This window comes from Corynebacterium sp. AOP40-9SA-29, assembly GCF_052377405.1.
In the GTDB taxonomy this organism is placed as follows: Bacteria; Actinomycetota; Actinomycetes; order Mycobacteriales; family Mycobacteriaceae; genus Corynebacterium.
Genome location: NZ_JBQSWR010000004.1, coordinates 292251 through 305922, shown reverse-complemented (window position 1 = coordinate 305922; position 13672 = coordinate 292251). Strand labels below are relative to the sequence as shown.

The following is a 13672-nucleotide window of genomic DNA, read 5'->3' as shown; positions in this document are numbered from 1 at the left end:
GGAACCGGAAGCACCAGCCCCGCCGCCAGCACCACCTCGACTACCCCACCAACCCCACCTTCGGCTTGGCCCAGGAGCGCCCGCGGGTGTCCTTGAGGATGTCGTACTCCACGTCCACGTGCGGTTCGATCGCGCTGTACTTGTCGTTCGGCGCGCCGATGACCAGCTGGAAGCCGAGGCCCCGCCAGGCACCGATGGCACGTTCGGTGAAGTGGGCGTCCGCCTTGATCAGCGCCTCGTCGAGGAACACCGGTGCGTAGCGGGGACGCGCCGCGTCGGCGTCGCCGAGCTGGTAGCGCAGTGCCGCACCGACGATGAAGGCGATGAGTTCCTGGGACTCGCCGCCGGACTTCTCGCCGATGTGGTCGTAGAGGGCTGCGTGTTCCTTGGTCACGGCGTGGATCTTCTCGGCACTGACGCGCACGTGGTTGCGCACGTCCACCAGGTCGGCGAAGTCGGGCGCGGTGCGTCGGATGCGGTTGATGAGTCGCGCCATGCGCTCGTAGGCCTGCTCACGTTCGCCGTCGTTGCCTGCCTCGGCGATGAGGGTGCGCACGTCGCGCAGGTCCTTGCGGAATCGGCGGCGTACCTCGGACTGGTTCTCCCGCGGGGAGATCTGCAGCCGGTGGTCATCGTCGTAAAACGGCAGGTCCTCCATGATCCGGTTGATCGGTTCGATGCGCTCGCGGATCTCGCGCAGCGAGCGTCCCAGCGTGGAGTCCAGGTTGGTCAGGTCGTTGCCGGAGAGTGTGAGCAGGCTGTCGCGCCATTCGGCCTCGAGTTCGTGCAGGCCGCTGGTCTCCAGGTCGACCAGGATGCGTTCGAAGTCCTTTAGGGACGTATCGGGATCAGCGCGCAGCGTGGGGTTGGGCCAGGCGTCAAGGAAGGTTTCCATCGTCCGACGCAGCGCCTCGCGTTGCTCGGCGACGGTGTTCTGCGCGGCGGTGCGGTCGTCCTCCAGGCGCCTGGATGCGGTGTCCAGCGCGGCGTCGAACCTGGCCAGACGCTTCGCGGTGGCCGCAGAGCCGGAACCGTCGCCTGCGGTCTCCGGCGGGTCGAAGCGTTCGTTGAGGTAGGACGCCTGGGCGTCGTCGAGTTCCCGGCCGGCGCTCTCCGCCTCGTCGAGTGCCTCCTGGGCGGCGTCGACCTCGTCGACGGTGTCGGCCCACTGCGCGGCCAGGCGTTCCTGATCGCCCTTGGCGCGTCCGGTGGACTCCTGCAGGCGGGTGACGGTGACCTTCAGCTCGGCGATCTGCCGCTGTAGGTCGGCGATCTCGGGGTTGCCGTCGGTGATCTCGTCGATGATGCCGGACCAGCGGGCACGTTCGGCCTCCACGCTGGCGACGTCGATCTCCTCCCAGGTCAGGTCGGTGACGCGGGCGTAGGCGGCGTGCCGGGCGTCGAGGGCATCGAGGTCGGTGCCGGCGGCGCGTTCGGCGTCCTCCGCCTCGCGGACCTGTGCGCGCAGCGCACCGATGGTCTCCTCGAGTTCGCCGAGGCGCCGGTGGCTGGAGAAGCCCAGCACGTTGCGTCCGCCGTGCCCGCCGTGGGCACCGCGGTCGCCCTGGGAGACCTGCCCGGTGATGGTGAGTGCCGGCTGACGTGCGGAGAGTTCGTCGGCGGAGTCAGCGCAGTAGAAGCCAAACTGGCGTTCCAGGCGGTCCTGCAGCCAGCCGGTGAAGGCGGTCTCGCGGTAGTCCAGGCGGCCGGGCAGGCGCTGCGGGTCCAGGCCGTCGCGCTGCTCGAAGCCGGTGTGCACGCCCTCGTAACGCAGCCGCACGTCGGTGCGCACGGTCTCCACCGCCCGGCGGAAGCGGGGCAGGTCGTCGGCGTCGATGAGCATCGTGGTGGCGAAACCGCCGAGGGCCAGGTTGAATGCCTCGCGCCAGGGCTCGTATTCGGTGGCCACGTCCACCAGTTCGCCGACGAAGGGTAGGTCGTCGATGCTCAGGTCGGCGGCGTCGGCCAGCAGCCGGCGGGCGACGTGCAGGCGCTCGGGGATGTTGTCGCGACGCTGCTGCGTCCAGCGGTGCTCGGTCTCGACCTCGGCGAGCCGCCGGCGCAGGTCCTTGAGCTGCACGCGCGACTCCGCGTAGGCGTCGCGGGAGGACGTCTTGGCGTCGCGGTCGGCGAGCGCGGCGCGCGCCCGCTCGGCCAGCGCGGCGAAGTCGTCGCCGGTGGCCACGTCGAGGTCCAGGCAGGCGGTGTTCTCCTCGAAGCGTTCCCGGTTCTGCCGCACCGCGGTCAGCCGCCGGTCGACCTGGGTGAGTTCGCGTTCGGCGGTGTCCAGGCGGTCGCCGCCGGAGTGTCGCAGGACGTCCACCAGGCCGTCGCGCTCGGCCTCGGCCGCCTCGGCGGACGCCACCTGCGCACGCACCTCGGCGTCCGCGGCCTGCTTGCGCGTGCGCACCTCGGTCTCCGCGGCGTGCAGCAGGTCGAGGCGACGGGAGGTGCGCCACAACGACGCCAGGGAGGACGCGTCGGCGAAGCGTCCGAGCTCGTCGAGCAGGCGCAGCCGCTCGGCGGACTCCTCGATCCTCGCCCGGATGCCGCGGACGGGTTGCAGCACCCGGACCTGCTTCTGGGCGGTGACCATCCGGGTGCGGGTGCTCTCCAACTCGTCGAAGTGGGCGACTACGGCGTCGGCGGTGGCCATCGTCTCCGGCTCCTCGAGCACCATGCGCTTGTACAGCTCGTCGACGGTGGTGATCTGCTGACCGGCCTGGATCCGGGCGAGCAGGCTCATCGCCTTGGCCCCCGCACCCGCCGCACCGATGCCCAGCACCGAGTGCACGCGCGCCAGGAACTCCCGGTCGGTGGCCATGGTCTCCAGACCCACGGCCCGCACCGCGGCGTCCGACAGCCGACGCTCGGCCGCCTGCTCCAGCACGGCCGGGTCGAACTCGCCCTCGGCCACGCCGCGCACCTTCACCGTGTCGTCCAGCACGCGGGCGGACGCCGGGATGTACCAGGCGCGGACCGCGGTGAACCGGGAGCCGTCGTGGTCGGTCCAGGTCATCGACACCGCCGTCCACGTGTCGCAGCCGTCACCGCGCAGCACGGTGACCTGCGTGCCGTCGTCGGTGCGCGACTCGTCGATCTTGCCGCGCCCGTAGGACAAGATGTTGCGCTGGTCCTCGCCGCGCGGCCGGCCGGTCACTCCCCCGTTGGACGCACCGTTGAACGGGGTGGTGTGCGGCATCATCAGCGCGATGTAGGCGTCCATCAGCGTGGACTTGCCGGAGCCGGACCCGCCGCACAGCAGCGTGGCCTCCGGGGAGAACTTCACCCGGTGGGCGCCGTCGTAGCCACCCCAGTTGACCAGGTGCAGCTCATCGGCCAACCACTGCTGCCCGCGGGACTCCGCCGGCACCAGACCGAACAACGTGTCGAGCATCGTCACAGTTCTGTACCTCCGTCTTCCTGAACCTGTTTCTTCAGCCACTCGTCGAGCTCACGCAGCCGGTCGGCGCTGAGCACGATCTCCACCAGCGGGCTGATGCGGTAGCGGCCCTCGGTCTCCTCGTCGATCACGCCCTCCTGGCGCAACCGTCCGAGGGCGTTGCGGATGAGTTTCTGACGCCGCGCGACGTCCCCGTTGGCCTGCGTGAAGTAGGTCATCACGGTCTGCTCGACCTCTTCGACGTCCACCCGGGCGGCGAGTTCGCCGGCGGTGGACTCGCGCTGGTAGACGGTGCGCAGGTACACCAGCACCAGTGTTTCTGCGCGGGTGTAGGCCTCGTCGCGCAGCAGGATCGGCACGTCCAGCTCATCGGAGCGGACCTGCTGCTTGTAGGCCACCCCACGATCGGAGTCGACGACCAGTCGCACGAACAGGTCGTGCAGCCGCGACTCGATGACCTGCTGGTTGTCCATCAGCACCTTCCAGTCCTCCCGGTTACGGTCGGCCTGCAGGAACCGACGCTGCAGCAGACGCACCAGCACCCGGCGCACCTCCGGGTCCAGCACACCGCGGTCGCCGGCGAAGCACTCGTCCGGGTCCTGCTCCATCGGCACGGTGTCGATGAACGGCTCGTTCTCGGTCATTGCTCAGCTCCTCGGTCGGTGTCGGCTGCGGTGTCGGCTGCTGTGTTTGCGGTGACGGCGCCGAAGGCGAAGCGCCGGACGGTGCCGTCGGGGCGCACGGTCTCCACCACGGAGACGTCCTCGCCGTCCTGCATGCCGTTGCGGTGCGCGATCTCCAGCAGTCCCAGCAGGTCGACGGGACGTCGGGCGTCCTGCGGGACCGCGGCGAAGGCGTCGGCGAGGTCGAAGCTGTCGCCGTCCAACCCGGCGACGTACTCCTCCAGCTCGCGGTAGTAGGGCCCGCCCCAGGCGCGCGTATCGGCGTGGAGGAACTCCACGTCCGACTCGTCCGACCGCAGCGGCTCGGGGCCTCCGGGCACCTCCAGGTCGTTGAGCGTCTGACGCAGATGCCCCAGGTGCGCGGTCGGGAAACTGCGCAGCGGCTCGACCTCGTCATGACGGCGCGCCTGCGCCCCGGTCTGCTGCATCCACGTCTGCAGCCCCGACATCACGCTGCGCAGCAGGTCATCGACCTCCCGGTCACGCACCGGGTCATGGGTGCGCACCTGCGCGGTGATCACATGCGACGCCCGACGCTGCGCCGTGAGCACCTCCTGCACGCCCTGCTCCACGCGCCGCGCGATCGCCAGCAACTCCCGACGCTGCTCCGCCCCCATGTGCCGGGAGAACGGCAAGGCCATCAGCATGCTGAGCTGGTCGGTGAGGTGGTCGATGTGCTCCGGGTCGCCGATGAGGTTCAACGCCCCGGAGAACGCCCGACCCTCCGGGGTGGCCTCCATGACGTGCTGGCCACGGTGCAGGTACTCGCGCAGGACCTCGCCGGTGGGCCGGACGTCCTGACGCAGGTCCGCGACCACGTCGCGCTGCATCGCGTTGATCGACTCCGCCACCCGGGCGAAGTCCGCCGGCAGTTCGCGGGACAGGTGGGCGACGTTCTCTGCCTCCTCGAGCAGCTGGTCGTCGTCGACGGGGTCAATCTCGCCGCGTTCGAGCCGTGCGATCTCCTCGTCGATCGAGGCACGTTCGGCCTGCAGCGTGGCGATACGTTCCTGCGGGTCGGTCTCCGCGGCGTGGGCGAGCTGGTCGACGGCGTCCAGCAGGGTGCGCACACGCGAGCGCGACACCCGCGCACGCCCCAGGCCGCTGCGTCCGACGATCTCCAAGGCACCCACGGCCTGCGCGGAGAGCCGGTAGACCTCCACACCGTCCTCGATTTGCGGGACGAGCCAGCCGACGCGCACCCAGTAGCGGCAGATCTCCCGGCCGGTGCCGGACGGGAGGCCGCGGGAGCCCCGGTCAGCCCGGTCGGCTCGGTCGTCCTCGTCGTAGCCGGCGGCGCGCAGCTCGTCGACGACGTCCCCGACCTCCACGTGGGCGTCCGAGATCGCCACGGTAGGACGGTCCGGGGTGAAGATCAGCGACAACGCCGCGACGACAAACGGCGCGTACCTGCCGTGCAGCAGGTCAAGCGTCGGATTCCTGAAGGCCGCCGCCGTCCGCTGATAGGCCGCCTCTGCACGCATGATTACCATCGGGGAAGAGTGTAGCCCCCGGCTCGCGGGCTACAGAGTCGTCGGGGTCAGGGGTGGGTGGGGCTTCTGGTGAGGGCGGGCGGGCCGCTGATCCTCTTGCCACAATGTCACCTGAGTCATGCCCCAGGGCGGATTCCGCCCTGAAAACACCCCAGGGCATGACTCAGGTGACATCCGCCCGTTTGTCCCCAGGTTGGCCGCCAATGGTCTCGTCGTTGACGGCGTGATCACCGACGGTTACAGATACACCACGCTAGAGGACGCGACTGAATCGACTCTTGAGGCGGAATGCCATGCTTCAGAGCCGAATCATGAACTCTCATGCGACCGAGTTGCGCAGAGCCTCGCGGATGACGTCGGAGCGGGTTTTCCCTTCCCGCCCTGCCCGATCATCAACTTCGGCGATTTCCTCGGCGGTGAGACGAAGTGCGACCACCTGTGAAGGTTCTGCACCGCGGCCAGGGCGTCCACGACCACGCTTCTTGAGCGCCCTGACCATTCCCGCGGACAATTGTGTCCAGCTCAACACCCGACATAACACCCTGGTGAGTTAAGTGGTGAGTAGGTGGGAAGTTGAGTGGGAAGTAGCCCCGCCACAAGATGCACGGACTAGCCGCCTCCCAGCCCCGGCCCCAGTCCCCTCAGCCACCTCGTCGCAGCCTGCAAACCCAGAGGTCAGTCGCACCAACCTCCCGAGTTGCCGCCTCAACGGACTACGAAAGGCAGCGCCCGACGTCCCACTGCCCCGGGCCAACGACCGAAGCTTCCCACCCGACATAACACCCTGGTGAGTTAAGTGGGAAGTTCAGTGGTGAGTAGGTGGGAAGTTAAGTGGGAAGTTCCCGCGCCACGAAGTCCACGGCCAGCTACCTCCCGCCCCGACAGACACCACTGCACGACCTGCCCCACCACGGCTAACCTCGGCCCCATGGCCACAGTCATCCTGGTCCGCCACGGACGCAGCACCGCGAACACCGACGGCATCCTCGCCGGACGCACCCCCGGCGTCCACCTCGACGACACCGGGCACCACCAGGCCCAACGCGCCGCCGCCCGCCTCGCCGAGGTTCCCCTGGCCGCCGTCGTCGCCAGCCCGCTGGAGCGCTGCCAACAGACCGCGAAAACTATCATCGACCAGCAGACAACGACGCCCGAGTTCATCACCGAGCAAGGCATCGTCGAGTGCGACTACGGCGACTGGCAGGGCCGCACGCTCGCCGACCTGGGCAAGGAGGAGCTGTGGAAGACGGTCATTGAGCAACCGTCCGCCGCGCAGTTCCCCGGCGGGGAGTCCCTGGCGACTATGCAGGAGCGTTCCGTCGCTGCGGTCCGTCGACACGATGCCGCGATCGAGTCCGACCACGGCCCAGGCGCGGTGTGGGCGGCGGTGAGCCACGGCGACATCATCAAGTCGATCATCGCCGACGCCTACGGCATGCCTTTCGACCACTTCCAGCGCGTACACGCCGACCCGGCGTCGGTGACGATCATCCACTACACCGCGGCGATGCCGCACGTCCTGTGTGTGAACACCACCAACGGTGACCTGTCCTGGCTCGCGGCACTGGCCACGGCCGCCAGCAACACCGGCGACACCGAAGCACAGGTCGGCGGCGGCGCCGGCCACGAGCCAAACCCAGAACCCGGCCACTCTCACTGATCTCCGCGACCTATTTACTGCGCTACTGCGACCAAGGCTCCTACAATGGGCCCCATGCCCACCACCACACACGGATTCGACTGGCCGGACCGCTTCGTTGTCGGCACTGTGGGGATGCCCGGTGACCGGACGTTCTACCTGCAGGCCCAGGACAAGGGCACCACGGTCAGCGTCGCCTTGGAGAAGCAGCAGTCCGCCGCCCTGGCGGAGGGGATCGCCGAGTTGCTCGGCAAGCTCCGCAGCCAGGACGGCAACCCTTTCAACGTCCCGGATGTCACCGACGAGTTGCTCGTCGACGATGATCCGCTGGACATGCCCGTCGACGAGGAGTTCCGGGTCGGGGTGCTCAGCCTGGGCTGGGACCCGAAGACCTCGCAGGTGGTAATCGAGGCCGCTCCCCCGCCCGAGTTGGACGCCGAGGAGCTCGAGGAGCTGCAGGCCTCGGTGGACGCCGATGAGCCGGTCGAGCTCGAAGTCGAGCCGGACGAACTGCTGTCGGTGCGCATCCCGGTGGGTGCGGCGAAGGCGTTCGTGGACCGGACGTTGGCGATCGTGAACTCGGGGCGCCCATTGTGCCCGCGCTGCGGGGAGCCGATGGATCCCGAGGGCCACGAGTGCGGCATCCCCGACGGGATGTGACGTGAACACCGACGTCACCGGCACTATCCCGCAGGGCGAGCTCGAGCTAGAAGGACGCATCGTCGCCGCGTCGAACGCCACCTTCCGCGGCACCATCGGCGGGACGCTGGTGGTGTACAAGCCACTGATCGGCGAGAAGCCGCTGTGGGATTTCCCGGACCGTACGCTGGCGCGCCGCGAGGTGGCGTCCTACGTCCTGTCGGACGCCTTGGGTTTCGACGTGGTGCCGCGCACGTGGTTACGCGACGGCCCGTTCGGCGAGGGCATGGTGCAGTTGTGGTGCGAGCCGGTCACCGACACCTCGCCGGTCGAACTGGTGGCCACGCAGGACGCCCCGCGGCTGCTCGCCGACGGCTGGCGTCTCGTCCTCGACGGCGTCGACGAAGACGACGAACCGGTGTCGCTGCTGCACGAGGACTCCCCCGCGTTGCGGCGCATGGCGCTCTTCGACGTCCTGGTCAACAACGCCGACCGCAAAATCGGCCACATCCTGCCCGCCGCCGGCGGGCATCTGTTCGGTGTGGACCATGGCCTGACCTTCCACACGGAGGACAAACTGCGCACGGTGCTGTGGGGCTGGGTCGGTGAGGACCTGCAGGACGCCGAACTCGCCGCGGTGCGCGCGGTGCGCGACGGCCTCACCGGCGAATTGGCCGACCACCTCGGCGAGTTGCTCAGCGTCGCGGAGGTCGCCGCCCTGTCGGACCGGTGCGACCGGCTGCTCACCTCGGGCCGGTTCCCCGCACCCAGCGGCCACATGCCGGCGGTGCCGTGGCCGGTGTTCTGACTACTTCTTTCCCACGAGGCGTTCCACGGCGGGCCGGTTGACCTTCTCGGTGAAGTTCTGAATCAGCGGCCCGTTGAAGAACGCGGTCATCACGGTGCCGAAGCCGACCTGGCCCTTGAACAGGATCGCCAGGACCACGACCAGCACGTCCTGCGGGACGCGGACCCAGGTGTAGGACAGTTTTGTGCGCTCCACGATCATCGGCGCGATCGCATCATAGGGCGCGGTGCCGACCCCGGCGCTCATATAGGCGCTGGCGCCGAAGGCGAAGACCCCGATGCCGATGAGGAAGAACACCGTCATCACCAGCATCGACGGGTCCTCGGGCTTCAGCGGCGTGAGCAGCCAGGTGAACAGGTCGATGAAGAACCCGGTCAGCACCATATTGATCACGGTGCCTGGCCCGATGAACCGCCGCCCCCAGATGAGCACGGGGATGAACAGCACGAGGTTGCTGAGGAGCTGGTAGGCCCCCAGCGTCCACCCGAGCGACTCGGCGATACCGATGTTCATCGCGGTGTACGGGTCGACGCCGACCCCACCCGTCTGGAGGATGGCCGCGCCGAGCCCGATAATCATCACGCCAAGCAGGGCGTATCCACTGCGTAACAGGGTTTCCCGGGTGTCCCGGTGTTCGGTCGTCGCCATGCCGCCACGCTACTCCGCCGCGGGGATGCCTACACTCTGAGTCATGATCGCCGAACAGTTCACCGAGCCGGTCGCTTTCCACGCCGAGGGCCCCGTGTGGTGGCCGCAGGACGGTTCCTCCGTCGCCGGCACGCTGCGCTACGTCGACATGACCGCAGGTCGCGTCCTCACCGCCGGGCAGGACGGATCGGTCACCGCCGCCGCAATCGGCGACCCCGTCGCCGCCTTCCTGCGTCCCCGCCGCGGCGGCGGCGCGGTCGTCGCCACCTCACGGGGGATCGCAGTGGCGCAGGACGCCGTCCTGTCCGACCTGGCCCCGGCGGTGGACGTCCTGACGTCCTCGTCGGCGCGTCTCAACGACGGCGGCTGCGCGCCGGACGGGACGCTGTACGCCGGGTCGATGCGCTACGACCAGGCGTCCGGCGGCGGTGTGCTGGTGGCGGTGGGTGCCGACCACACGGTGACGACGGTGCTGGACGCGGTGACGGTCTCCAATGGCATCGACTGGAGCCCGGACGGCTCGCTGGCCTACTACAACGACACCCCCACCCGCTCAACGCAAGTGTTCTCGTGGGACGCCAACCAGGGTCTGCACGATGGGAGGACACTGTTCACCCTCGACGACAATGACCCGGCCGGCGGGCCCGATGGCCTGTGCGTGGATGCCGAAGGCAATGTGTGGACGGCAATCTACGGCGGATCACGCGTGGAGTGTCGCGACCCGTCCGGACGCCTTATCGGGCAGATCGACCTGCCGGTCACGAATATCACCGCCTGTACGTTCGGCGGTGCGGATCTGGACCGCTTGTTCATTACCACCACCAGGGAGAACGTCCCCGAGGGCACCCAACCCACTGCCGGGGCGGTCTACGTGGCCACCCCTGGCGTCCAGGGCCAACCCGTCCGGCCGTTCGCCGGATAGTCGACTTCAGGAGGAACCATGAAAGCCATCACAGTGGAACCCGGCAGGGCCGGTTCTCTCACCGTCGAGGAGTTCGACGCCCCCACCCCGGGTCCCGGTGAGCTCCTCGTCCGTGGACTCGCCCTCGGCGTGTGCGGGACCGACCACGACCTGAACTCCGGCGGTTACGGCTGGGCGCCGCAGGGCCACAAACGACTGATCATCGGGCATGAGTCGCTGGGAGAGGTCATCTCTGCACCCGAAGGCTCCGATTTCGCCGAGGGTGATCTGGTGGTCGGCGTGGTGCGTCGTCCGGACCCGGAGCCCTGCGGTGCGTGTGCCCGCGGCGAGTTCGACATGTGCCGCAACGGCAAGTACCGCGAGCGCGGCATCAAGGAGATCGACGGTTTCGGCAGCGAGCGCTGGGTCGTGGACAAGGACTTCGTGGTCAAGGTCGACCGCGCGCTGGGTAAGAGCGGTGCCCTGCTGGAGCCGACCTCCGTCGTGGCCAAGGCCTGGGACCAGGTCGACCGCGTCGGCGGGCGCGCATGGAACGATCCGACGTCCGTGGTGATCACGGGTGCCGGGCCAGTCGGCCTGCTGGCAGCCCTGATCGGCCAACAGCGTGGCCTGGACGTCCACGTCGTAGACCGCGTGGAGGACGGCATCAAGCCAAAACTGGTCGCTGAACTGGGCGCGACGTACCACTCCGGCGAGTTCCGGGAGATCCTGGACACCGTGGACCCGGACATCGTCATCGAGACCACCGGTGCCGGCCCGCTCGTCGGTGCCGCCCTGACCCACGCGCACCCCTACCCGGTCGTCTGCCTGCTCGGCATCCAGGAGGGTGACCCGATGGAGGTGGACATCGCCGCCGCGGGCAAGCGCATGGTGCTCAACAACACCGCCGTGGTGGGTTCGGTCAACGCCAACGTGGATCACTGGCGTGCCGCGGCGAAGGCCCTCGGCGAGGCCGACCGCGAGTGGTTGTCATCGCTGATCACCCGCGTGGTGCCTTTGTCACGCTTCGAAGAGGCCTTCGAGCGCCGGTCCGACGACATCAAGGTGCTCATCGACCTGCAGGCCTGACCGGGTCGCGTCTATGCGGTATCAGCAGGCTGACGGCACCGGCGAGCAGCAATGCTCCGCCAGCGGGGAGGAGAGCCCATCCCGCAAGATCCGCGGCGACGGTCCCGCCGCTGAGCAGACTGCTACCCGCCGCTGCTCCGACGGCAGAACCGAGGTACATTGCCGCCATCTGGAAGGCGATGACCGGCATGGCCTGGGAAGGTCGATCGGCGGTCAATGCCTGCTGCAGTGTGGGCACCGTCGCCCACCCCGCCGCACCCCAGAGCACCGCGGCGATGATCCACACGATGGGGTTCCCACTGGTCCAGGCCAGGCTGAAGCCGAGTGCGAGGATCACCGGCAGGGCGATCAGGAACGGTCGCGGACCGAAGCGGTCGAGCGGTTTTCCGATCAGGGCCGTCGCGCAGACACCACCGATACCCCAGGCCCACACCAGTGCGAATCCCCAGTCGTCCAGGCCCCGGGATTCCGCCATCGGCAGGAGATAGGTGTACAGCCCCAGGCTCGCGATACCGAGAAGAAATGCGGCGACAACGCCGAGGCTGGTCTTCGCCGAGTGCAGCACGCTGAAGATTGGACCACCACCGCTGTCCAATACCGGGAGGTGACGGGCGCGCACAGCGAGCGCCGTCATACTGCACACTCCGAACGCGACGACCAGGGCCATGGTCCACCGCCAACCTGCGGTATCGCCGATCAGCATGCCGAGGGGTACACCAGCGACCGTCCCGGCGGACAGCCCGAAGGTCACCATCGACATCGCGCGGCCCCGTTCGGCGTCGTCCACCATGGCCGCCGCCGTCGCCGTGGCGACAGCGGTGAGAATTCCGGCACCCGCGCCGGCGATGACCCGTGAGACGAGGAATACTTCCACGCCGGGAGCCAGTGTGGTGATGAGATTGCCGAGGTTGAACACCCCCAGCGCGATCAATAACGCACGGGCAGTGCTTCCACGAGTCAGCCGTCCGGACAACAGCGGGCCCGCTACCGCGTACGCGGCAGTGAACGCCGTGACACCGAGTCCGATCATCGCTGCGGTGGTGGACAGGGAATCGGCGATCTGCGGCAAAACGCCGGCGAGGACGTAGGCGTCGATACCCAGGGCGACCGCGGCGGCGGTCAACGGCCATACTTTGCGAATCAAGGGTCCACCTCGTCGTATCCGCCGAGCACGGTGTCGATAAGCCCAGGGAAGCGGGATTCAAGGTCATCCCTTCGCAACTCGATCATGCACTTGCGTCCCTCCGCACGGACGAAGACCACGCCCGATTCACGCAACAGCCTGGTGTGGTGCGTCAAGGTGGAGCGAGGAAGGTCAGGCCCAAGCTCAATACTGTCAACCTCGCCACCATCGGCGAGCATGCGAACCATATTCAGCCGCAGGGGTTCACTGAGCGCGAAAAGTACGCGGTGGATGGCGATGTCGTCGGTGTCGGGGTGCTCGTAGGTCCGGGATGGGGACATGCTCTTCTCCTCATTCGTTCGACTATTTCCGCACGATGATAGTGCGACAATTCTCGCACGGTCAAGAGGAAGCCGCGCTTTCTCGGTTCGTTAGGGTGGCCCCATGAAGTCTTTCGAAGAGCTTGTTGGCGAAGCCGAAGCAGCCGACGTTGACGGTTGGGGTTTTGCCTGGCTCGACGGCCGGGCCACCGAGCAGCGCCCTCCCTGGGGGTACGCCGGCCTGCTGTCCGCGCAGCTGGGAACCCTGGCGCAGAGCGCCGACACCGCAGCCCTGGACATCGACACCGGCGGCGGCGAGGTGGTCGACGAAGCCCCCGTCCTGCCACCCCGCATGTCGGTGACGGAGTCCTGGCCGCCGAACGCGGACCGCGCCCGCGAGCGGCTCGGTCCCCGGGGAGTACAGGTCGTCGAGACGCACGGGGCGGGGCCGCTCCCCTTCCCCGACCAGACCTTCGACCTGGTCAGTTCCCGGCACCCGGTGTCCCCGGACTGGGCCGAGATCCACCGGGTGCTCAAGCCCGGCGGACGCTACCTCGCGCAACACGTGGGGCCAGCGTCCGGCTTCGAACTCATCGAGTTCTTCCTCGGTCCGCGTCCCGTGGAACGCGCGGCGCGCGACCCGCACGGGCCGGACGGCGAGGTCGCCGCCGCCGAGGCGTCCGGCCTGAGCGTCCGACGCCTGGAGACGGCCCGCTGCCAGATGCAGTTCTTCGACGTCGGTGCCATGGTGTGGCTGCTGCGCAAGTGCGTGTGGTGGGTCCCGGACTTCTCGGTGGAGCGCTACGCCGATGCCTTGCGAGAGTTGGACGCCGGCATGCGCGCGGGCCGTCCGTTCATCGCCCACTCCAGCCGGCACCTCATCGAGGCGTCCCGCCTCTCGTGAGTCATACCGTGAGCCGTCCCGT

The 13672-nt window shown here is 68.5% G+C and carries 13 protein-coding genes; 6 read left to right on the top strand and 7 right to left on the bottom strand.

The annotated features are described in order from the left end of the window. Positions 1-40: 40 nt before the first annotated feature. The 4 genes from ACT3SZ_RS09645 to ACT3SZ_RS09630 form a co-directional block, all read right to left on the bottom strand. A complete protein-coding gene (locus ACT3SZ_RS09645) occupies positions 41-3397 on the bottom strand; it encodes an ATP-binding protein (RefSeq protein ID WP_444618354.1) in 3357 nt (1118 codons plus the stop codon). Positions 3398-3399: 2 nt separating this feature from the next. Continuing rightward, positions 3400-4047, bottom strand: coding sequence for a DUF4194 domain-containing protein (locus ACT3SZ_RS09640; protein WP_301441868.1), 648 nt, complete (start codon positions 4045-4047; stop codon positions 3400-3402). Next, entirely contained in the window at positions 4044-5579 is a 1536-nt protein-coding gene (locus ACT3SZ_RS09635; protein ID WP_444618315.1) for a DUF3375 domain-containing protein, read from the bottom strand. The genes ACT3SZ_RS09640 and ACT3SZ_RS09635 overlap by 4 nt, the downstream gene beginning before the upstream one ends. 319 nt (positions 5580-5898) lie before the next feature. Continuing rightward, positions 5899-6078, bottom strand: coding sequence for a ribbon-helix-helix protein, CopG family (locus ACT3SZ_RS09630; RefSeq protein ID WP_444618314.1), 180 nt, complete (start codon positions 6076-6078; stop codon positions 5899-5901). A 429-nt stretch (positions 6079-6507) separates the two neighbouring features. Between ACT3SZ_RS09630 and ACT3SZ_RS09625 the strand changes: the two genes are divergently transcribed. The 3 genes from ACT3SZ_RS09625 to ACT3SZ_RS09615 are packed head-to-tail and all read left to right on the top strand — an operon-like array spanning position 6508 to position 8665. After that, positions 6508-7239, top strand: a complete 732-nt coding sequence (locus ACT3SZ_RS09625; RefSeq protein ID WP_444618313.1) for an MSMEG_4193 family putative phosphomutase — start codon at positions 6508-6510, stop codon at positions 7237-7239. A gap of 54 nt (positions 7240-7293) precedes the next feature. Then, positions 7294-7878: a DUF3090 domain-containing protein gene (locus ACT3SZ_RS09620; RefSeq protein WP_444618312.1), complete on the top strand. Its 585-nt coding sequence runs from the start codon at positions 7294-7296 to the stop codon at positions 7876-7878. A 1-nt stretch (position 7879) separates the two neighbouring features. Then, positions 7880-8665 carry an SCO1664 family protein gene (locus ACT3SZ_RS09615; RefSeq protein ID WP_444618311.1) on the top strand — a complete coding sequence of 262 codons (786 nt, stop codon included), beginning with the start codon at positions 7880-7882 and terminating at the stop codon, positions 8663-8665. On the opposite strand, the gene ACT3SZ_RS09610 is transcribed toward ACT3SZ_RS09615, so the two are convergent. Beyond that, on the bottom strand, positions 8666-9313 hold the full coding sequence (locus ACT3SZ_RS09610; protein ID WP_444618310.1) for a YczE/YyaS/YitT family protein: 648 nt from the start codon (positions 9311-9313) through the stop codon (positions 8666-8668). It lies immediately after the preceding gene. A 43-nt stretch (positions 9314-9356) separates the two neighbouring features. Here ACT3SZ_RS09610 and ACT3SZ_RS09605 point away from each other — a divergent pair, with 43 nt between their 5' ends. Both ACT3SZ_RS09605 and ACT3SZ_RS09600 read left to right on the top strand, forming a co-directional pair. Next, a complete protein-coding gene (locus ACT3SZ_RS09605; protein WP_444618309.1) occupies positions 9357-10235 on the top strand; it encodes an SMP-30/gluconolactonase/LRE family protein in 879 nt (292 codons plus the stop codon). 18 nt (positions 10236-10253) lie between these two features. Next, complete coding sequence (locus ACT3SZ_RS09600) at positions 10254-11303, top strand: glucose 1-dehydrogenase (protein WP_444618308.1); 1050 nt, start codon at positions 10254-10256, stop codon at positions 11301-11303. Here ACT3SZ_RS09600 and ACT3SZ_RS09595 read toward each other — a convergent pair. Continuing rightward, positions 11284-12447, bottom strand: a complete 1164-nt coding sequence (locus ACT3SZ_RS09595) for an MFS transporter (protein WP_444618307.1) — start codon at positions 12445-12447, stop codon at positions 11284-11286. The genes ACT3SZ_RS09600 and ACT3SZ_RS09595 overlap by 20 nt on opposite strands. After that, entirely contained in the window at positions 12444-12767 is a 324-nt protein-coding gene (locus ACT3SZ_RS09590; RefSeq protein ID WP_444618306.1) for an ArsR/SmtB family transcription factor, read from the bottom strand. Before ACT3SZ_RS09590 ends, ACT3SZ_RS09595 begins: the two co-directional genes overlap by 4 nt. Positions 12768-12870: 103 nt before the next feature. Between ACT3SZ_RS09590 and ACT3SZ_RS09585 the strand changes: the two genes are divergently transcribed. Next, complete coding sequence (locus ACT3SZ_RS09585) at positions 12871-13650, top strand: class I SAM-dependent methyltransferase (protein WP_444618305.1); 780 nt, start codon at positions 12871-12873, stop codon at positions 13648-13650. Positions 13651-13672: the final 22 nt, after the last annotated feature.

Excerpts from the sequence above, each read along its gene's own strand:
- ACT3SZ_RS09620 (WP_444618312.1), top strand. The coding sequence starts at position 7,294 with ATGCCCACCACCACACACGGATTCGACTGGCCGGACCGCTTCGTTGTC.
- ACT3SZ_RS09630 (WP_444618314.1), bottom strand. The coding sequence starts at position 6,078 with ATGGTCAGGGCGCTCAAGAAGCGTGGTCGTGGACGCCCTGGCCGCGGT.
- ACT3SZ_RS09625 (WP_444618313.1), top strand. The coding sequence starts at position 6,508 with ATGGCCACAGTCATCCTGGTCCGCCACGGACGCAGCACCGCGAACACC.
- ACT3SZ_RS09640 (WP_301441868.1), bottom strand. The coding sequence starts at position 4,047 with ATGACCGAGAACGAGCCGTTCATCGACACCGTGCCGATGGAGCAGGAC.
- ACT3SZ_RS09600 (WP_444618308.1), top strand. The coding sequence starts at position 10,254 with ATGAAAGCCATCACAGTGGAACCCGGCAGGGCCGGTTCTCTCACCGTC.
- ACT3SZ_RS09635 (WP_444618315.1), bottom strand. The coding sequence starts at position 5,579 with ATGGTAATCATGCGTGCAGAGGCGGCCTATCAGCGGACGGCGGCGGCC.
- ACT3SZ_RS09610 (WP_444618310.1), bottom strand. The coding sequence starts at position 9,313 with ATGGCGACGACCGAACACCGGGACACCCGGGAAACCCTGTTACGCAGT.
- ACT3SZ_RS09645 (WP_444618354.1), bottom strand. The coding sequence starts at position 3,397 with ATGCTCGACACGTTGTTCGGTCTGGTGCCGGCGGAGTCCCGCGGGCAG.
- ACT3SZ_RS09590 (WP_444618306.1), bottom strand. The coding sequence starts at position 12,767 with ATGTCCCCATCCCGGACCTACGAGCACCCCGACACCGACGACATCGCC.
- ACT3SZ_RS09585 (WP_444618305.1), top strand. The coding sequence starts at position 12,871 with ATGAAGTCTTTCGAAGAGCTTGTTGGCGAAGCCGAAGCAGCCGACGTT.
- ACT3SZ_RS09605 (WP_444618309.1), top strand. The coding sequence starts at position 9,357 with ATGATCGCCGAACAGTTCACCGAGCCGGTCGCTTTCCACGCCGAGGGC.